The sequence below is a fragment of the Hydrogenophaga sp. SNF1 genome (genome assembly GCF_034421675.1).
Lineage (GTDB): Bacteria > Pseudomonadota > Gammaproteobacteria > Burkholderiales > Burkholderiaceae_C > Hydrogenophaga > Hydrogenophaga borbori.
In genome coordinates, this window is the sequence record NZ_CP139793.1 from 983,728 (window position 1) to 1,001,104 (window position 17,377).

18 protein-coding genes are annotated in these 17,377 nt (G+C 71.0%); 12 read left to right on the top strand and 6 right to left on the bottom strand.

What is annotated here, in order from left to right; genetic code table 11:
- Positions 1 to 46: 46 nt before the first annotated feature.
- The 12 genes from ubiB to SOM08_RS04850 all read left to right on the top strand — a co-directional run bounded on the left by ubiB (position 47) and on the right by SOM08_RS04850 (position 11,239).
- Positions 47 to 1,612 (top strand): ubiquinone biosynthesis regulatory protein kinase UbiB, encoded by a 1,566-nt coding sequence (ubiB, locus tag SOM08_RS04795; RefSeq protein WP_322470142.1) that lies wholly within the window; start codon positions 47 to 49, stop codon positions 1,610 to 1,612.
- A 230-nt stretch (positions 1,613 to 1,842) separates the two neighbouring features.
- Entirely contained in the window at positions 1,843 to 2,193 is a 351-nt protein-coding gene (locus tag SOM08_RS04800) for an FmdB family zinc ribbon protein (RefSeq protein WP_116958312.1), read from the top strand.
- A gap of 10 nt (positions 2,194 to 2,203) precedes the next feature.
- Positions 2,204 to 2,878 carry a DUF502 domain-containing protein gene (locus tag SOM08_RS04805; protein WP_116958311.1) on the top strand — a complete coding sequence of 225 codons (675 nt, stop codon included), beginning with the start codon at positions 2,204 to 2,206 and terminating at the stop codon, positions 2,876 to 2,878.
- Positions 2,879 to 2,891: 13 nt separating this feature from the next.
- Positions 2,892 to 4,694, top strand: coding sequence for an aspartate--tRNA ligase (aspS, locus tag SOM08_RS04810; protein WP_322470143.1), 1,803 nt, complete (start codon positions 2,892 to 2,894; stop codon positions 4,692 to 4,694).
- A 129-nt stretch (positions 4,695 to 4,823) separates the two neighbouring features.
- Positions 4,824 to 5,138, top strand: a complete 315-nt coding sequence (locus tag SOM08_RS04815) for a DUF883 family protein (RefSeq protein ID WP_070399087.1) — start codon at positions 4,824 to 4,826, stop codon at positions 5,136 to 5,138.
- Positions 5,139 to 5,146: 8 nt separating this feature from the next.
- On the top strand, positions 5,147 to 5,521 hold the full coding sequence (locus SOM08_RS04820) for a phage holin family protein (RefSeq protein WP_116958309.1): 375 nt from the start codon (positions 5,147 to 5,149) through the stop codon (positions 5,519 to 5,521).
- Between the two features lie 58 nt (positions 5,522 to 5,579).
- Positions 5,580 to 5,885 carry a hypothetical protein gene (locus SOM08_RS04825; protein WP_116958308.1) on the top strand — a complete coding sequence of 102 codons (306 nt, stop codon included), beginning with the start codon at positions 5,580 to 5,582 and terminating at the stop codon, positions 5,883 to 5,885.
- On the top strand, positions 5,875 to 6,354 hold the full coding sequence (gene nudB, locus SOM08_RS04830; RefSeq protein ID WP_116958307.1) for a dihydroneopterin triphosphate diphosphatase: 480 nt from the start codon (positions 5,875 to 5,877) through the stop codon (positions 6,352 to 6,354). Before SOM08_RS04825 ends, nudB begins: the two co-directional genes overlap by 11 nt.
- A gap of 60 nt (positions 6,355 to 6,414) precedes the next feature.
- Positions 6,415 to 7,155: an endonuclease/exonuclease/phosphatase family protein gene (locus SOM08_RS04835; RefSeq protein WP_116958306.1), complete on the top strand. Its 741-nt coding sequence runs from the start codon at positions 6,415 to 6,417 to the stop codon at positions 7,153 to 7,155.
- A gap of 17 nt (positions 7,156 to 7,172) precedes the next feature.
- Positions 7,173 to 8,426, top strand: a complete 1,254-nt coding sequence (gene clsB, locus SOM08_RS04840) for a cardiolipin synthase ClsB (protein WP_116958305.1) — start codon at positions 7,173 to 7,175, stop codon at positions 8,424 to 8,426.
- A gap of 30 nt (positions 8,427 to 8,456) precedes the next feature.
- A complete protein-coding gene (locus SOM08_RS04845) occupies positions 8,457 to 9,497 on the top strand; it encodes a ligase-associated DNA damage response exonuclease (protein WP_116958304.1) in 1,041 nt (346 codons plus the stop codon).
- On the top strand, positions 9,494 to 11,239 hold the full coding sequence (locus tag SOM08_RS04850) for an ATP-dependent DNA ligase (RefSeq protein WP_322470144.1): 1,746 nt from the start codon (positions 9,494 to 9,496) through the stop codon (positions 11,237 to 11,239). The genes SOM08_RS04845 and SOM08_RS04850 overlap by 4 nt, the downstream gene beginning before the upstream one ends.
- Before the next feature lie 43 nt (positions 11,240 to 11,282).
- Here SOM08_RS04850 and ruvC read toward each other — a convergent pair whose 3' ends face one another.
- The 6 genes from ruvC to SOM08_RS04880 form a co-directional block, all read right to left on the bottom strand.
- Positions 11,283 to 11,831 (bottom strand): crossover junction endodeoxyribonuclease RuvC, encoded by a 549-nt coding sequence (ruvC, locus tag SOM08_RS04855; protein WP_322470145.1) that lies wholly within the window; start codon positions 11,829 to 11,831, stop codon positions 11,283 to 11,285.
- A 19-nt stretch (positions 11,832 to 11,850) separates the two neighbouring features.
- Positions 11,851 to 12,837, bottom strand: coding sequence for a phosphatidate cytidylyltransferase (locus SOM08_RS04860; protein WP_116958302.1), 987 nt, complete (start codon positions 12,835 to 12,837; stop codon positions 11,851 to 11,853).
- Between the two features lie 85 nt (positions 12,838 to 12,922).
- On the bottom strand, positions 12,923 to 13,540 hold the full coding sequence (locus SOM08_RS04865; RefSeq protein WP_116958301.1) for a lysophospholipid acyltransferase family protein: 618 nt from the start codon (positions 13,538 to 13,540) through the stop codon (positions 12,923 to 12,925).
- A 118-nt stretch (positions 13,541 to 13,658) separates the two neighbouring features.
- The gene (mtgA, locus tag SOM08_RS04870) at positions 13,659 to 14,408 is read right to left on the bottom strand and encodes a monofunctional biosynthetic peptidoglycan transglycosylase (protein WP_116958300.1); all 750 of its coding nucleotides are present in this window, start codon (positions 14,406 to 14,408) and stop codon (positions 13,659 to 13,661) included.
- Entirely contained in the window at positions 14,408 to 15,289 is an 882-nt protein-coding gene (locus SOM08_RS04875; RefSeq protein WP_239478261.1) for an energy transducer TonB, read from the bottom strand. The genes mtgA and SOM08_RS04875 overlap by 1 nt, the downstream gene beginning before the upstream one ends.
- An 8-nt stretch (positions 15,290 to 15,297) precedes the next feature.
- On the bottom strand, positions 15,298 to 17,361 hold the full coding sequence (locus tag SOM08_RS04880) for a ribonuclease catalytic domain-containing protein (RefSeq protein WP_116958299.1): 2,064 nt from the start codon (positions 17,359 to 17,361) through the stop codon (positions 15,298 to 15,300).
- Positions 17,362 to 17,377 lie beyond the last annotated feature (16 nt).

Consider the following 17,377-nt stretch of genomic DNA (forward strand, 5'->3'; position numbering starts at 1 on the left):
CGGCCGGGGGCGACCGCACCGCCTGGCACCGCGCGGAGGCGTTCGAGTGACCCGGTTCCTGCGCGGCGGCTTCATCGTCTGGGTGGTGCTGCGGTACGGGCTCGACGAGCTCGTGCTCTCCAGCTTCGATCACCCGTGGATCCGCCGGCTCACCCGCGTCGTCTCCACCGGCCGGCGCCTGGACAGCCCGCGCGGTCAGCGCCTGCGCGAGGCGCTCGAGCGCCTGGGCCCGATCTTCGTGAAGTTCGGCCAGGTGCTGTCCACCCGGCGCGACCTGCTGCCGCCCGACATCGCCGACGAACTTGCCCGCCTGCAGGACCGCGTGCCGCCGTTCCCCAGCGAGATCGCCATCGCCACCATCGAACGCGCCTTCGGCCGCCCGCTCGACGAGGTGTTCAACCACTTCGAGCGCGAGCCCGTGGCCAGCGCCTCCATCGCCCAGGTGCATTTCGCCACCCTGCGCGGCGGCCGCCAGGCCGGGCGCGAGGTCGCCGTCAAGGTGCTGCGACCCAACATGCTGCCGGTGATCGAGAAGGACCTGGCCCTCATGCGCCTGATGGCCGGCTGGCTGGAGCGCCTGTCGGCCGATGGCCGGCGCCTCAAGCCACGCGAGGTGGTCGCCGAGTTCGACAAGTACCTGCACGACGAGCTGGACCTGCTGCGCGAGGCCTCCAACGCCGCCCAGCTGCGCCGCAACATGGCCGGGCTGGACCTGGTGCTCATCCCCGAGATGGTCTGGGACTGGTGCCGCAACGACGTGATGGTGATGGAGCGCATGAGTGGCGTGCCCATCAACCGCGTCGACGAGTTGCGCCGCCTGGGCGTGGATATCCCGCGCCTGGCGCGCGACGGCGTGACCATCTTCTTCACCCAGGTGTTCCGCGACGGTTTCTTCCACGCCGACATGCACCCGGGCAACATCCAGGTGAGCGTGGCGCCGGCCAGCTTCGGCCGCTACATCTCGCTCGATTTCGGCATCGTCGGCACCCTGACCGAGCACGACAAGGAATACCTGGCGCAGAACTTCACGGCCTTCTTCCGGCGCGACTACCGGCGCGTGGCCGAACTGCACATCGAATCGGGCTGGGTGCCGCCGGAGACCCGGGTCGACGAACTGGAATCCGCGATCCGCGCGGTCTGCGAGCCCTATTTCGACCGCCCGCTGAAGGAAATCTCGCTGGGCATGGTGCTGATGCGACTCTTCCAGACCTCGCGGCGCTTCCAGGTCGAGATCCAGCCCCAGCTCGTGCTGCTGCAGAAGACCCTGCTCAACATCGAAGGCCTGGGCCGCGAGCTCGACCCCGAGCTGGACCTGTGGGCCACCGCCAAGCCTTTCCTGGAAAAGTGGATGCTGGAGCAGTTGGGGCCGCAGAAGCTGCTGGCCCAGCTCAAGGCCGAGGCGCCCCAGTACGCCAAGCTGCTGCCCGCGCTGCCCCGACTGATGCACGACTACCTCAAGCACCGGCCGAACGAGCTGCGCAAGGAGCTCGACGTGCTGCTGGCCGAGCAGCGGCGCACCAACCGGCTGCTGCAGGGCATCGTCTACGGTGGCATCGGTTTTGCACTGGGGCTGGTGCTGACCCAGCTGCTGCTGCGCGTGCGCCTGTGGTGAGCCGGCCGGGCCGGGCCAGGGAATACCCCCGGAATTTATAATCGCCGGCTTTGTCCGCCGTTTCCGGGCGGGCGCGTCCTTTTCCTATCCATTCCCCGCCGCGCTTGGCGCGACCCGCGACGCATGAAGCGGTCGAACCGAGAAACACCGCGGAACTGGCTGTGCCAGGCCGCGGGTGTAGCCCCCTCGAGGGGGTCGCGCGCAGCGTGGCGGGGGTGATTCGAGTACTTATGCCCATCTACGCCTACAAGTGCGAGTCCTGTGGCCACGCCAAGGACGTGCTCCAGAAAATCTCCGACGCTCCGCTGAGCGTGTGCCCCGCCTGCGGGGCCGACGCCTTCCGCAAGCAGCTCACCGCCGCTGGCTTCCAGCTCAAGGGCTCGGGCTGGTACGTGACCGATTTCCGCGGCGGCAACGGCAGCGGCGCCAATTCCGGCGTGGCGGCCGCCCCGAGCGAGGGCAAGCCCGCCGATGGCGCGGCCAGCGCCGCACCGGCCGCGGGCGCCAAGACCGAGTCGTCGGCCGCGCCGGCTCCGGCTCCTGCCCCCGCGCCGGCCACGCCGTCCACCCCCAGCACCTGATCGGGTCCGCATGACCGCCCTGCGCAAGTGGCTGTTCTCGGGCCTGCTGGTCCTGGTGCCGCTCATCGTCACCCTGTGGGTGCTCGATTGGGTGGTCGGCACCCTGGACCAGACCCTGAACATCCTGCCCACGTCCTGGCGCCCCGACGCCTGGCTGGGCGTGCACGTGCCCGGGCTGGGCGTGCTGTTCGCGCTGGTGATCGTGCTGTCCATCGGCGCGCTGGCCTCCAACATCATCGGCAACAAGCTGGTGCACTGGTGGCACGCGCTGCTGCACCGCATTCCGGTGGTGCGCTCCATCTATTCGGGCGTGAAGCAGGTGTCGGACACGCTGTTCTCCGAGAAAGGCAACGCCTTTCGCAAGGCGCTGCTGGTGCAGTGGCCGCATGAGGGCATGTGGACCATCGCCTTCCTCACCGGCTCGCCCCAGGGCGACCTGCTGGAGCGGCTGCAGGCCCGGCCCGGCAGCGACTCGCCGCAAGACGAGTTCCTCAGCGTCTACGTGCCCACCACGCCCAACCCCACGGGCGGCTACTTCGTGCTGCTGCGCGCGCGCGACTGCGTCGAGCTCGCCATGAGCGTGGACGAGGCCCTCACCTACATCGTGTCCATGGGCGTCATCGTGCCCGGCGGCCCCCGCAACCCCAAGATCCCGCTCGCGGCCGAGGCCGAGACGCAACCCTGAGAAAGAAGACCCCATGTCCATGCGAAGCCACTACTGCGGTCTGGTGACCGAAGCCCTGATGGGCCAAACCGTCACGCTGTCGGGCTGGGTGAACCGCCGGCGCGACCACGGTGGCGTCATCTTCATCGACCTGCGCGACCGCGAAGGCACGGTGCAGGTGGTCTGCGACCCCGACCGCCCCGAGATGTTCAAGACGGCCGAGGAGGTGCGCAACGAGTTCTGCGTGCAGGTGATCGGCCTGGTGCGCGCGCGCCCCGAGGGCACCACCAACGACACCATCAAGAGCGGCAAGATCGAGGTGCTGTGCCACGAGCTCAAGGTGCTCAACCCCTCGGTCACGCCGCCCTTCCAGCTCGACGACGACAACCTGTCCGAGACCACGCGCCTGACGCACCGCGTGCTCGACCTGCGCCGCCCCTACATGCAGCGCAACCTGATGCTGCGCTACCGCGTCGCCATGGAAGTGCGCAAGTTCCTCGACGCCAACGGCTTCATCGACATCGAGACGCCAATGCTCACCAAGAGCACGCCCGAGGGCGCGCGCGACTACCTGGTGCCCAGCCGCGTGCACGACGGCATGTTCTTCGCGCTGCCGCAGTCGCCCCAGCTGTTCAAGCAGCTGCTCATGGTGGCCGGCTTCGACCGCTACTACCAGATCACCAAGTGCTTCCGCGACGAGGACCTGCGCGCCGACCGCCAGCCCGAGTTCACGCAGATCGATATCGAGACCTCCTTCCTGACCGAGCAGGACATCCGCGACATGTTCCAGGGCATGATCAAGACGGTGTTCCAGAACGTGCTCGGCATCGACCTTGGCGAGTTCCCGGTCATGCCCTACGCCGAGGCCATGCACCGCTACGGCTCGGACAAGCCCGACCTGCGCGTGACCATGGAGTTCACCGAACTCACCGACGTCATGGCCGACGTCGACTTCAAGGTGTTCAGCGCGCCCGCGCAGATGAAGAACGGCCGCGTGGTGGCCCTGCGCGTGCCCGGCGGCGGCGAGATGAGCCGCAGCGAGATCGACGCCTACACCGAGTTCGTCAAGATCTACGGCGCCAAGGGCCTGGCCTGGATCAAGGTCAACGACGTGGCAAAGGGCCGCGACGGCCTGCAGAGCCCGATCGTGAAGAACCTGCACGACGCGGCGCTCGAAGCCATCCTGCAGCGCAGCGGCGCGCAGAACGGCGACATCCTGTTCTTCGGTGCCGACAAGGCCAAGGTGGTCAACGACGCCATCGGCAACCTGCGCATCAAGATCGGCCACAGCGAGCTGGGCAAGAAGAACGGGCTGTTCGAGGACCGCTGGGCACCGATGTGGGTGGTGGACTTCCCCATGTTCGAGCACGACGACGAGGAAGACCGCTGGACCGCGGTGCACCACCCCTTCACCGCACCCAAGGACGGCCACGAGGACTTCATGGTCAGCGACCCGGGCCGCTGCATCGCCAAGGGCTACGACATGGTGCTCAACGGCTGGGAAATCGGCGGCGGTTCGGTCCGTATCCACCGTGCCGATGTGCAGGCCAAGGTCTTCGACGCGCTCAAGATCGGCCCCGAGGAGCAGCGCCTGAAGTTCGGCTTCCTGCTCGACGCGCTGCAGTACGGCGCGCCGCCGCACGGCGGCCTGGCCTTCGGCCTGGACCGCATCGTCACGCTCATGACGGGCGCCGAGTCGATCCGCGACGTGATCGCCTTCCCCAAGACCCAGCGCGCCCAGTGTCTGCTCACGCAGGCGCCCAGCCCGGTGGACGAGAAGCAGCTGCGCGAGCTGCACATCCGCCTGCGTAACCCCGATTCGGTCAAGAACAGCTGAGATCCTTGTAGGACCAGGCCGCAAAAGGCGCCTTCGGGCGCCTTTTTCGTGGGAACCTGCGTATCCTTGGGCGATCGCACTATCGGTTTTTCCGATCGATTGTCCCAACTGCCTGGAAAGGAGCCCGCCATGGCCGACGCCACCACCGAAACCAGCAAGAAAAAACTCGTGCGCGATCTGCAGCGCGTCATCACCGACGCCGAAGAGCTGCTGCAAGCCACCGCCAACGAAACCGAGGGCAAGGTGATCGAGATGCGCGAGCGCATCCGCGAGAACCTGATCGCCGCCCGGCACAAGCTGGGCGACATCGAGGAAACCGTCGCCGCCCGCACCAAGGAAGCCGCCCGCGCCACCGACGAGTATGTGCACGAGCACCCCTGGCAGGCCATCGGCACCGCCGCCGGCGTGGGCCTGCTGATCGGCATGCTCATCGCCCGGCGCTGAGCGCCGCCATGGAGCCGTCCGCTCAACGCCTCTCGGCCTCCGTGCGCGGGCTGGCGGCCACGCTGGTCGAGCTGGCCCAGGTCCGCCTCGAACTGTTCAGCGTCGAAGCCCAGGAGGAGGTGCTGCGCCTCGCCGGGCTGGTGGCCTACGGGGCCATCGCCCTGGTGTGCCTGGCGCTCGGCGTGGGCTTCCTGGCCATCCTGATCACCGTGGCCCTGTGGGATGAACACCGGCTGGCGGCGCTGGCCACCTTCACCGGCCTGTTCCTGTTCGTCGGCCTGCTGGCCATCTGGCAGGCGCGTGCGCGCTTGTTGCGTGGCTCGCGGCTGTTCTCGGCCAGCATCGACGAGCTGCGCCAGGACCGCGAGGCATTGGACCCATGAGAGCCGCTCGACCGCCCGCAGGGGCTTGCACCGCGGCCTCTGGCGCGCAGGCGATCCCATGAGCCTTCCGCGCGCCGAACAGCTCAGGCAGCGCCATCTGGCGCTGCGCCGGCGTTCGCGCACGCTGCGCGTGCGCGCCGGGATGCAGGCCGAGTCCCTGCATCCCCTGTTCGGTTGGGCCGACCGGGTGCAGGACGCCTGGCGGTGGCTGCGCGGCTGGCCGCCCCAGCTGACCCTGCCCCTGGCCGCCGTGGCCGGGCTGTGGCTGGCGCGCCGCCCCAGCCGGCTGGTCTCGCTGCCGCTGCGCGCGCTGTCCCTGTGGCGTCTGTGGCAGCGCTTCGGCGCGGCCCGCCGTGGGCGCTGATCCGGCGCGGGCCTTCAAGGTCCCGCAGTCGGTGCTGGTGGTCATCCACACCCCGGCTTTCGAGGTGCTGCTGATCGAGCGCGCCGATGCCCCGGGCTTTTGGCAGTCCGTGACCGGGTCCAAGGACCGGCCCGAGGAACCCTTCGAGCTCACCGCCGCGCGCGAGGTGAGGGAGGAGACCGGCCTGGACGCCGCCGCGCCGGGGCACGCCCTGCGCGACTGGGGCCTGGAGAACGTCTACGAGATCTACCCCCAGTGGCGGCACCGCTACGCGCCGGGCGTCACGCACAACACGGAGCGCGTGTTCGGCCTGTGCGTGCCGCGCGCCGCGCCGGTGCGGCTGAGCCCGCGCGAGCACCGCGACCAGGTCTGGCTGCCCTGGCGCGAGGCGGCGCAGCGCTGCTTCTCGCCCTCCAATGCCGAGGCCATCGGCTGGCTGCCGCGCCTGGGTGGGGTACCGAGGCCGTAGCGCCATGCCGTCCGGCCGTGGGGCGGGGGCGCCCGCGCGGGGCCTGTGGCCCGTGCGATCATGCGCGCCATGAGCATGGTGCGCGTAGCGACCTACAACATCCACAAGGGCGTTCAGGGCCTGGGCCCGGCGCGCCGGCTCGAAATCCACAACCTGGTGCACGCGGTCGAGCAGTTCGACGCCGACATCGTCTGCCTGCAGGAGGTGCGCAGCCACCACCGCAAGCTGGAACGCTACTTCACCCGCTGGCCCGAAATGGACCAGGCCGGCTACCTCTCGCCGGAAGGCTACGAGGCCGTCTACCGCAGCAACGCCATCACGCGCCACGGTGAACACGGCAACGCCCTGCTGTCGCGCTGGCCGGTGGTGGGCGTGGGGCATTCCGACGTCTCCGACCACCGCTTCGAGCAGCGCGGCCTGCTGCACGTGCACCTGCTGGTCGATGGCCTGGAGCTGCATGTGGTGGTGGTGCACCTGGGCCTGGTGCACGCCAGCCGCGAACGGCAGGTGCAGCGACTGGGCCAGTTCATCGCCCGCGAGGTCCCCGCCGGCGCGCCGCTGGTGGTGGCGGGCGACTTCAACGACTGGAGCGCGCAGCTGCTCAAGCCCATGGCGGCGCTGGACCTGCACACCTTCGAAGGCATCCGCCTGCCCACCTTCCCGGCGCGGCTGCCGCTGCTGCACCTGGACCGCATCTTCTTCCGTGGTCTGCGCCCGGTCTCGGCCCACGTGCCGCATGGGCGCGCCTGGCGCCGCATGTCCGACCACCTGCCGATCATCGCGGACCTCGAATTCCCGTGAAACGCCTGCACGCGACGATGAAGGATGGGCACCAGCTCGTGCTGCTGGTGGGCGGCGACGAGCTCTTCCCCGCACTGGCCGAGGCCATGGACGCGGCGCGCCAGGTGGTGCACCTGGAGACCTACATCTTCGAGTTCGCGGGCTCGGCCTTGCAGGTGGCCGAGGCGCTGGAGCGCGCCGCGCGGCGCGGCGTGGCGGTGCGCCTGGTGGTCGACGGCGTGGGCACGCCGTCGATTCCCGAAGAATGGCGCCAGCGCTTTGGCGCCGCCGGCGTGCAGTGGCGCATCTACTCTCCCCTGGGCCGCCTGGGCCTGCTGTTCCCCCGCCTGTGGCGCCGCCTGCACCGCAAGCTCTGCGTGGTGGACGGCACGGTGGGCTTTTGCGGTGGCGTCAACATCATCGACGACCGCGACGACGTGTCGCTGGGTCGGCTCGACGAACCCCGGCTGGACTACTCGCTGCGCGTGGCCGGGCCGCTGGTGCAGGACATGACGGAGACCATGGAGCAGCTCTGGTGGCGCCTGCAGGCCGTGCGGGCGGCGCGTCAGCGCGAGTTCTCGGCCGCCTGGCAGGCGCTGCGCGGCTCGAGCGCCTCGGGCGATTTTTCCAAGCTGCTGCGCAAGCTGGAGACGCGGGCGCGCGGCCTGGCGTCCGGCGGCGAGGACGACACCGGCAGCGCGCTGATGGGCGTGGACGACGCGCGCGCCGCGCTGCTGCTGCGCGACAACGTGGCGCACCGCCACGACATCGAGCGCGCCTACCTCAAGGCCATCGGCGAGGCGCGCCAGGAGGTGCTCATCGTCAACGCCTACTTCATTCCCGGGCGCCGGCTGCGCAAGGCCCTGCTGATGGCCGTCGGGCGCGGCGTGCGCGTGCGCCTGTTGCTGCAGGGGCGCTACGAGCACTTCCTGCAGTACCGCGCCGCGCGGCCCGCGCTCAAGCGCCTGGTGAACGCGGGCCTGGAGGTCTGCGAGTACGCGCCCAGCGCGCTGCACGCCAAGGTGGCCGTGGTGGACGAGCGCTGGGCCACGGTGGGCTCCACCAATCTGGACCCGCTGTCGCTGCTGCTGGCGCGCGAGGCCAACGTCATGAGCACCGACCGACGCTTCGCGGCGCTGCTGCGCGCCCACCTCGACGACATCGTCTGCCACCGCAGCACCCCCATCCACGCGGAGGCGCTCAACAGCCGGCCCTGGGGCCAGCGCATCCTCGACCGCATCGCCTTCGGCATCATGCGCACGGTGCTGTTTCTCACCGGCCACCGCTATTGAGGCGGCCGTGGCCGCCCCCACGTCCCTGATATGCAGGACCTGATCGTCCAGCGCCCCGAGGGCCTGTACTGCCCGCCGGGCGATTTTTTCATCGACCCCTGGCGCCGCGTCGACCGCGCGGTGATCACGCACGCGCACGCCGACCACGCGCGCACCGGGCACCGCCACTACCTCGCGGCCGCGCCCGGCGCCGGGCTGCTGCGTGCGCGGCTGGGGGAGGGCATCCCCCTGCAGCCGATGGACTACGGCGAGGTGGTCACGCACCGCGGCGTGCGCATCAGCCTGCACCCGGCGGGCCACGTGCTGGGCTCGGCCCAGGTGCGCCTGGAACACCAGGGGCAGGTGTGGGTGGCCAGCGGCGACTACCGGCCCACGCCCGCCCACGGCGTGCCCGACCGCACCTGCGCGCCGTTCGAGCCGGTGCGCTGCGACACCTTCATCACCGAGTCCACCTTCGGCCTGCCCATCTACCGCTGGCGGCCCGACCACGAGCTGTTCGCCGAACTCAACCGCTGGTGGGCCGACAACGCGGCCGTCGGACGCGCCAGCGTGATCAGCTGCTACAGCCTGGGCAAGGCGCAGCGCCTGCTGGCGGGGGTGGACCCGTCCATTGGCCCCATCGTCTGCCACGGCTCGGTGGAGCCGCTCAACCGCGCCTACCGCGCGGCGGGCGTGGACCTGCCGGCCACGCTCGCGGCGGAGGGCACGCACGATCCGGCGGACCTGCGCCGCGCCCTGGTGCTGTGCCCCGGCAGCGCCCTGTCCTCGCCCTGGATGCGCCGCTTCGGAGACACCAGCGACGCCTTCGCCAGCGGCTGGATGCAGATCCGCGGCTGGCGCCGTCGCCTGGGCCATGACCGCGGCTTCGTCATCAGCGACCACGCCGACTGGCCCGGCCTTCTCTCGGCCATCGGCGCGACCGGCGCCGGGCGCGTGATCGTCACGCACGGCAGCGTGCCCACCCTGGTGCGCTACCTCCAGGAGCAGGGCCTGCGGGCCGAAGGCTTCAAGACCGAGTACGGCGACGGCGCCGACGATCCGCCCGCCGCGCGCGCGGAGTCCGCCGCATGAAGCGCTTCGGCGCGCTGTTCGCCGAACTCGACGCCAGCACCGCCACCCACGCCAAGGTGGCGGCCCTGGTGCGCTACCTGCGCGAAGCGCCCGACGAGGACGCGGCCTGGGCGGTCTACTTCCTCGCGGGCGGCAAGCCGCGCCAGCTCATCCGCACCGCGCAGCTGCGCGCGCTGGCGCTGCGGGCCTCGGGCCTGCCCGAGTGGCTGTTCGAGGAGAGCTACCAGGCGGTGGGCGACCTCGCCGAGACCATCGCCCTGGTGCTGCCCGCGCCGACCGAGGGGGGCGCCGAGCTCGGCCTTCACGGCTGGATGACCCAGCGACTGCTGCCGCTGCGCGGCGCCGACGAGGCCACGGTGGCGGACGCGGTGCTGGGGTGGTGGGGCGAGCTCGACAGCCTGGGCCGCTTCCTCTTCGTCAAGCTGGTGGGGGGTGGTTTTCGTGTCGGCGTGAGCCAGCTGCTGGCGCAGCGCGCCGTGGCCGAGTTCGCGGGCCTGGACCCCAAGCTCGTGGCGGCCCGCATGATGGGCTACACCAGCGGTCAGCGCGCGCCCACGGCGCAAGCCTGGCGCGCCATCGTGGCGCCGGCCGCGGGCGAAGGGGCGGCCGCGCGCGACCCGAGCCAGCCCTACCCCTTCTTCCTGGCGTCCGCGCTCGCGGGCGCGCCCGAGGCCACGCTGGGCGAGGTGGGCGACTGGTTCGCCGAGTGGAAGTTCGATGGCATCCGCGGCCAGATCGTCAAGCGCGCGGGCCGCGCCTGGGTCTGGTCGCGCGGCGAGGAACTGATGACCGAGCGCTTCCCCGAGCTGGAGCGCCTGGCCGCGGCCTGGCCCGACGGCACGGTGGTCGACGGCGAGATCGTGGCCTGGGACGCGCTGGCCGCGCCACTGCCGGGATTCGAGACGCCGGGCCGGCCCGCGCCCTTCGCCACGCTGCAGCAGCGCATCGCGCGCAAGACGCTCACGGCCCGCGTGCTGGCCGATGCGCCCGTGGGCTTCATCGCCCACGACCTGTTGGAGTGCGGCGGACAGGACCTGCGCGGCCAAGCCCAGCACGCCCGCCGCGCCGCCCTGGAGGCCCTGGCGCGCGCCTGCGCCCCGCCGCTGCCCTGCTCGCCGCTGCTCGACGCGCCCGACTGGGCCACGCTGGCCGCCTGGCGCGCGCGCTCGCGCGAACTCGGCGTCGAAGGCCTGATGCTCAAGCACCGCGACGGTGCCTACGGCACCGGGCGCGTGAAGCGCTCGGGCGAGGGCGAGCGGCTGGCCTGGTGGAAATGGAAGATCGACCCGTTCACGGTGGACGGTGTGCTGATCTACGCCCAGGCCGGCCACGGGCGGCGCGCCTCGGTCTACACCGACTACAGCTTCGCCGTCTGGAACCGCGCACCGCGCGATCCGGCCGAGGCGCAGGCGGTGGTGGACGCGATCGCCGAGCGCCGCCCGGCCAACCCGCAGGGCCTGCAGCTGGTGTCTTTCACCAAGGCCTATTCCGGGCTGAGCGACGCCGAGTTCCAGGCCGTGGACGCCGTGATCCGCGAGACCACGCTGGAGCACTTCGGCCCCGTGCGCAGCGTGCGCCCGACGCTGGTGGTGGAGCTGGCCTTCGAAGGCATCGCGCGCAGCAAGCGCCACAAGAGCGGTGTGGCGCTGCGCTTCCCGCGCATGCTGCGCGTGCGCGGCGACAAACCCCTGCACGAGGCCGGCACGCTGGGCGAGCTCCAGGCCTTGCTGCCCGGCGTCTGATCCCCTCGGTGGGAGACTTGGTGCGCCTGTGGCACGGGCTGGGCTAGTAGTTGCGCCCCGCCTTGTACGCCGCGTGCGTGCGCGCGCGCAGTGGCGCCACGCGTTCGATGGCGGCCTTGGTGCGCGCCACCTGGGCGTGCGTGATCGCCAGGCCCAGGGCATCGGCCGCGTCCTTGCCGGGCAGGCCGGGCAATTGCAGCAGGCGCTTCACCATTTCCTGCATCTGTTCCTTGGTGGCTCGACCGTGGCCGGCCACGGCTTTCTTGAGCTGCAGCGCGGTGTATTCGGCCACGCCCAGGCCATTGGCCACCAGGGCGGTGAGGCAGGCGCCGCGCGCCTGACCCAGCAGCAGCGTGGCCTGCGGGTTCACGTTGACGAACACGATCTCGCACACCGCCACCTCGGGCTGGTAGCGGCGGGTCACCTCGGTGATGCCGTCGAACAGCACCTTCAGCCGTTCGGGCAGCAGGGCGCCATCTTTCGGGCTGGTCTGGATGGTGCCGCTGGCCACGTAGGCCAGGCGCGGGCCTTCGGTGTCGATGACGCCAAAGCCGGTGCACTGCAGGCCGGGGTCGATGCCGAGGATTCTCATGGGCGGTCGTGGCGCGGGCTCACAGCCCGAAGGTCCAGCGGACCGAATGGAAGAAGACCGGCGCCGCGAAGCACAGCGCGTCCACGCGGTCGAGCAGGCCGGCCGCGCCGGTGACCGAGCGGCGCTCGCCACCCCAGTTCGTCACCCCGCGGTCGCGTTTGATGGCCTTCATCACCAGGTGGCCCAGCGAGCCCGCGGCACAGGCCACCAGGGCCATGGCCAGGGCCGGCAGGGGCTTGAAGGGGGTGAAGCCCGCCAGCAGCGCGCCCAGCAGGCCGCCGGCCAGCAGACCCCAGCCCCAGCTGGCCCAGTGGAAGCTGGCGCTGATGGCCGGCGCCACCGGGCGCTGGCGGCCCCGCGCGGTGAGGTGCTGCACCAGCATGCAGGTCTGCACCACCAGCACCAGGAAGAAGACCAGGAAGGCGTTGTTGCCCAGCCAGCGCGGGAACTGCAACAGCAGCAGCGCCGGCACATGGCTCAGGCCGTAGACGCAGACCATGATGCCCCACTGCAGCTTGGCGTTGCGCTCCAGGAAGCGCTGCGGGTCGCCGCGCAGCGCGCTCACCACGGGCAGCGCCAGGAACACGTAGACCGGCACGAAGACCGTGAACAGGTTGAACTGCGCGTTCCACACCAGCGCGTACTGGGTCGGCAGCACCACGAAGAAGGCCAGCACCAGGCTGCGGTGGTCGCCGCGCCGCGTGGGGGACAGGCTGATGAACTCGCGCAGCGCGAAGAAGGAGAGCACGCCGAACAGGGCAATGGACGGCCCGCGGCCCATCACCCAGCCGATCCAGAACACGACGGCCATCAGCCAGGAGATGCGCAGCAGGTCGGCGTTGTCGTGGCGGCGGCGGGTCAGCGCGGCGTCGTCGCCGTGCGCGCGGCGCTCGCGCAGCGAGAGCAGCACCCCCGCGACGGTGGCCAGGGCCAGCAGGCCGAACACCACGAGGAACAGCAGACCGACCTGCTGGTCGGAGGTGAGGCCGCGCAGGAAGCCTGTCATGGGATCGCCCGCCGGGCCGCCCCAAGGGCGGTCTGCTCCCCCGCGGGGGGCAGCGAATACACGAAGTGACGAGCGTGGGGACCCATCAGACGTCCCTCAGCGCCATGACGGCCAGGCGCGCGCGCGCCAGGAAGTCGGCGCGCGGCTCGTCGGCGCCAGGCTTCACCGGTTCGCCGAAGGTCACGGTGCACAGCACGGGCACGGGCACCACCTCGCCCTTGGGCATCACGCGCTGCACGTTGTGGATCCAGGTGGGCACGAGCACCACCTCGGGGAATTTCATGGCCAGGTTGTACAGGCCGCTCTTGAAGGGCTGGGGGTCTTCCTCGAAACCGCGCGTGCCCTCGGGGAAGAGGATCAGCGAGTCGCCGCTCTGCAGGGCGGCGATCAGCGGCGCCAGCGGGTCCTCGTCGCCCTTTCTTTCGCGTTCCACGTAGACGGCGTTGAACACCTCGGTGGTGATCCAGCGCTTGAGCGGCGAGGCGGTCCAGTAGTCCTTGGCGGCGATGGGCCGCGTGATGCCGCGCAGTTCCTTGGGCAGCGCGGCCCAGATCAGCACCAGGTCGGCGTGGCTCTGGTGGTTGGCGAAGTAGATGCGCTGCTCGGCCTTGGGCGGCGCGCCGTACCAGCGCGCCTGCGCGCCCGTGAGCAGGCGAACCAGGCCCAGCAGGAGGTAGCCGACGGCGGGGGCCAGTACCCTCATCGACGCGCCTCGGCTGCCGCCACCGCGAAGACCGAACCCAGACACACCACGGAACGGGCTGTGCCGGGCCGTTGGTGTCGTCCCCCTCGGGGGGAAGGCGCGAAGCGACGCAGGCGGGTCATGGAATTTTGACGTCGCCCATGCGGGCGACGATGGTGGCGGTGCGGCGCGCCAGGTAGGCCGAGCCCTGGCGCGTTTCGAAGAAGCGCGGCGAGGGCAGCATCACCGCCAGGCGGGCGGCCTCGTAGGCGCTGAGGCGCGCGGCCGGCTTGTTGAAGTAGCGCTGCGCGGCGGCCTCGGCGCCGAACACGCCTTCGCCCCATTCCACGCTGTTGAGGTAGATCTCGAGGATGCGGCGCTTGTCCAGCACCAGTTCGAGCATCAAGGAGAGCACCAGCTCCTGGCCTTTGCGCAGCAGCTTGCGTTCGCCCGACAGCAGCAGGTTCTTGGCGAGCTGCTGGGTGATGGTGGAGCCGCCCACCACCTTGGCCTCGCGCACGGGGCGGTTGGGGCTGTGCGCGGCGCGGCGCTCGGCCTGCTCCTGGCGGCGCTCGTTTTTCTGCCAGGCCTTTTCGATGGCGGTCCAGTCGACGCCGCCATGGTCGAAGAAGCCGGCGTCCTCGGAGGCCACCACGGCGCGCCACAGGTTGGGGCTGATCTGCTCGCCGTCGACCCAGCGCTGGCGCCAGCGCCACGGGGTCTCGCCGCGCGCGCTGGCGGTGGCCACGCGCCAGGCCTCGGAGCGCTGGAAGGCGGTGCTGTGCGGGTCGAGCACGGCCATGAGCGCGATGCCGGCCAGGAAGTACAGCTGCAGGGCCAGCCCCGCGAGCACCAACCACAGCAGCCAGCGACCGAAGGCGCGTACCACTACTGTCCCGACAGTTGGGTCTGCAGGCCGTCCTCGCGCGTGAAGCGAAAGCGCGAGACGACCACGATCTGGTCGGCCTGGCGGCGCATGGCCTCGTTGAAGCGGCCGAAGGCCAGGCCGCGCACGATGGCCTGGGCGCGGCTGTCGAGCAGGCGGTTGCCCGAGCCCTGCACCACCTCGGTGTCGAGCACCTGGCCGGTGTGGTTCACGGTGATGACCATGGTGAGTTCGCCGTAGAGCTTGCGCCCGGCGGCCTCGGGGAAGTTGGCCGTGCCGTGCTGCTCGATGCGCCGGCGCAGGCCGTCGTAGTACACGGCGTAGACGGCCTCGCGCGTGGCCGGGCTGATGTAGCGTTTGCGCGGCCGCGCGTTTTCCTCGTTGATGCGTTTCTCGATCTCGGCCAGCACGCGCACCAGGGCCTGGCGTCGCTGTTCCTGCTCGCGGGCCTCGGGCGTCTGGCGCTGGGCCGCGGGAGCGGGCGGTGGCATGGTGGCCAGCGCGCGGCGCACCTGCGCGAGCAGCTGCACCTGCTGCTCCATCAGGGCCTCCATGCGGCGCAGTTCTTCGTCGGGCGTGTCGCCCAGCCGGGCGATGGCGGCGGGGGGCAGCGGCGAGGTGGCGCGCCCGCGCTCGGCGTCGCCGCCGCCGGCCAGCGCGGCCTGGGCGATGGCCTGTGCCTTCTCGGGGCGCTGGTCGCTGCGCGCGTTGACCAGGATCACCTCCAGCGGCGTGTCCTTGAACACGCGGTCGAAGCGCTCGGGGTCGGCGAAGCGCACCGCCAGCAGGGCCGCGTGCACCCCGAGCGAGACCAGCAGCGCGAGCTGCAGCGTGCTCAGGTTCCTCAGGGTGCGGACGGCCTTGGCGCGGGCGGCGGATTTCACGCGGGGGATTATCCGTTCTGCGTTCCACCGGGGGGCGTTTCGCCCGCCGCGGCGTCGTCCAGGTCGATGGCCAGCGCCACCGGGGCGCCCAGCGGCTCTTCCTCGTCCTCCTCGGCCTCGGACTCGAGCGCCGCGGGGTCCTCCACGGGCTGGTCGAGCCGCTCGATGACCGTGCCGCTCAGCTCCAGGGTGATGTCGTCGATGGCCCCCAGCCGGATGCGCAGGTGGGCACCGCGCTGCAGGCCATCGGCGCCCAGCACCGGCAGCACCAGGGGCAGGGTGTCGGCGCGCACCAGGCCGTCCTTGATGAGCGTGGCGGTGAGCTCGGTGATGCCGTTCTGGCGCAGGTACTGCAGCGTCCAGTAGCGTTCCATGCCGCCCTGGAAGCCGTTGTAGGCGGTGTGGGCGGCGTCGAAGGCGCTGACCACGGCGAGCAGGTTGGCGTCCTTGGGCTTGAAGGGCGCGGCCAGCGCGGCGGTCTTGCCGTGGCGCGCGCAGGCCACGATCTGCCATTGGTTCACCAGGTCGACGTAGCGGCGCAGCGGCGAGGTGGCCCAGGTGTACGCCTTCACGCCGATGCCCGCGTGCGGCAGGGCCTTGGTGCCCATGCGCACCTTGATGCCCGGCAGCAGGCTGGCCTGGCTGCGGTAGATGCCGGGCACGCCGCACTCGGCCAGCCACAGGCCCCAGGTCTTGTTGGCCAGGATCATGGCCTCGGCCACCATCAGGTCCAGCGGCGCGCCGCGCGAGCGCGTGCCGATGAGCACGCGCTCGTCGCCGGCGGGCTCGTCGCCCTGCACGCCCTCCAGCTTGAAGGTGTAGTCGGGGCGCGTGAAAGTCTCGGGCTTGCCGCGCGCGATTTCGCGCTGCGCCTTGTGTTCGCGCGCGAAGCGGTGCAGGAAGACCAGCGCGGGCTGCAGCCCGGCCAGCTCGGCCGGGGCCTGGGCGTTGGCTTCGCCGGCGAGCCAGGCCTCGGTGACGATCGTGTCGAGCCGGTCGTGGCGCAGGTTGTGCGCGATGGGCACGCGCTCCAGTGCGGTGCGGCTGGGGCCCACGGCCAGCGTGGCCTCGTCGATCTCCACGTACAGCGAGACGGCCGGGCAGTCGCGTCCGGCCTGCAGCGTGTAGGCGTCGACCACCGCGTCGGGCAGCATGGTGATCTTGTGGCCGGGCATGTAGACGGTGGACAGGCGCGTGCGCGCCAGCTCGTCGAGCGGGTCACCCGGCGCGATGGCCAGCCCCGGCGCCGCGATGTGGATGCCCAGCGTGACCGTGCCCGAGCCCAGGCCCTGCACGGAGAGCGCGTCGTCGATTTCGGTGGTGGCGGAGTCGTCGATGGAGAAGGCCGCCACGGCCGCCAGCGGCAGCGCCTCGGCCACCGGCGGGGCGCTCAGCGCGGGGAAGCCCGTGCCTTTGGGGAAGTGCTCGAACAGGAAGCGCTGCCAGTGGAACTGGTAGGCGCTGCGGATGGCCCCCGCCTGCTGCAGCAGCACCAGCGGCGCGGTGTGGCTCAGGCGCGCGGCCTCGACCACGGCCTTGTACTCGGGACCGTTCTTGTCGGGCTTGAAGAGGATGCGGTAGAGCTGCTGGTGCACCGGCTCGGGGCAGCGGCCCGCCACCAGCTCGGCGGCCCAGGCCTCGATGCGGGCCTGCAGCTCCTTCTTCTTCTCGATGGCGGCCAGGGCCTGGGCCACGATCTCGGGCGGGGCCTTCTTGAAGCGGCCCTTGCCGGCGCGGCGGAAGTAGTGCGGCGCGTTCTGCAGCGTGAGCAGCGCCGCCACCTGCTGGGCGGTGCCGGCCTGGGCGCTGAAGTACTCGCGCGCGAGGTCGGCGAAACCGAACTCGTCCTCGGGCGCGAATTCGTAAGCGAGTTCGAGCTCCATGCCCTCGGCCAGCGAGCCGGCCTCCTTCAGGAGCTCGGCGGGCGCGGGTTTTTCGAACCGCAGCAGCGCGTTGGCCGCTTTCACTTTCACCCGCTTGCCGGAGTCGAGTTCCACCTGGAGGGAACTGTCGGACTCGGACAGCAGGCGGCCGGTCAGGAACTTGCCGGCCTCGTCGAACAGGATGTGCATGGGCGCAATTGTCCCA

What these genes read in the sequence shown, in the direction of transcription:
- SOM08_RS04815 (WP_070399087.1), top strand. Translation starts at nt 4,824, where the DNA reads ATGGCCGACGCCACCACCGAAACCAGCAAGAAAAAACTCGTGCGCGAT.
- SOM08_RS04860 (WP_116958302.1), bottom strand. Translation starts at nt 12,837, where the DNA reads ATGACAGGCTTCCTGCGCGGCCTCACCTCCGACCAGCAGGTCGGTCTG.
- SOM08_RS04825 (WP_116958308.1), top strand. Translation starts at nt 5,580, where the DNA reads ATGAGCCTTCCGCGCGCCGAACAGCTCAGGCAGCGCCATCTGGCGCTG.
- SOM08_RS04820 (WP_116958309.1), top strand. Translation starts at nt 5,147, where the DNA reads ATGGAGCCGTCCGCTCAACGCCTCTCGGCCTCCGTGCGCGGGCTGGCG.
- SOM08_RS04865 (WP_116958301.1), bottom strand. Translation starts at nt 13,540, where the DNA reads ATGAGGGTACTGGCCCCCGCCGTCGGCTACCTCCTGCTGGGCCTGGTT.
- SOM08_RS04805 (WP_116958311.1), top strand. Translation starts at nt 2,204, where the DNA reads ATGACCGCCCTGCGCAAGTGGCTGTTCTCGGGCCTGCTGGTCCTGGTG.
- SOM08_RS04800 (WP_116958312.1), top strand. Translation starts at nt 1,843, where the DNA reads ATGCCCATCTACGCCTACAAGTGCGAGTCCTGTGGCCACGCCAAGGAC.
- SOM08_RS04880 (WP_116958299.1), bottom strand. Translation starts at nt 17,361, where the DNA reads ATGCACATCCTGTTCGACGAGGCCGGCAAGTTCCTGACCGGCCGCCTG.
- SOM08_RS04850 (WP_322470144.1), top strand. Translation starts at nt 9,494, where the DNA reads ATGAAGCGCTTCGGCGCGCTGTTCGCCGAACTCGACGCCAGCACCGCC.
- SOM08_RS04845 (WP_116958304.1), top strand. Translation starts at nt 8,457, where the DNA reads ATGCAGGACCTGATCGTCCAGCGCCCCGAGGGCCTGTACTGCCCGCCG.
- aspS (WP_322470143.1), top strand. Translation starts at nt 2,892, where the DNA reads ATGTCCATGCGAAGCCACTACTGCGGTCTGGTGACCGAAGCCCTGATG.
- clsB (WP_116958305.1), top strand. Translation starts at nt 7,173, where the DNA reads ATGAAGGATGGGCACCAGCTCGTGCTGCTGGTGGGCGGCGACGAGCTC.
- SOM08_RS04835 (WP_116958306.1), top strand. Translation starts at nt 6,415, where the DNA reads ATGCGCGCCATGAGCATGGTGCGCGTAGCGACCTACAACATCCACAAG.
- ruvC (WP_322470145.1), bottom strand. Translation starts at nt 11,831, where the DNA reads ATGAGAATCCTCGGCATCGACCCCGGCCTGCAGTGCACCGGCTTTGGC.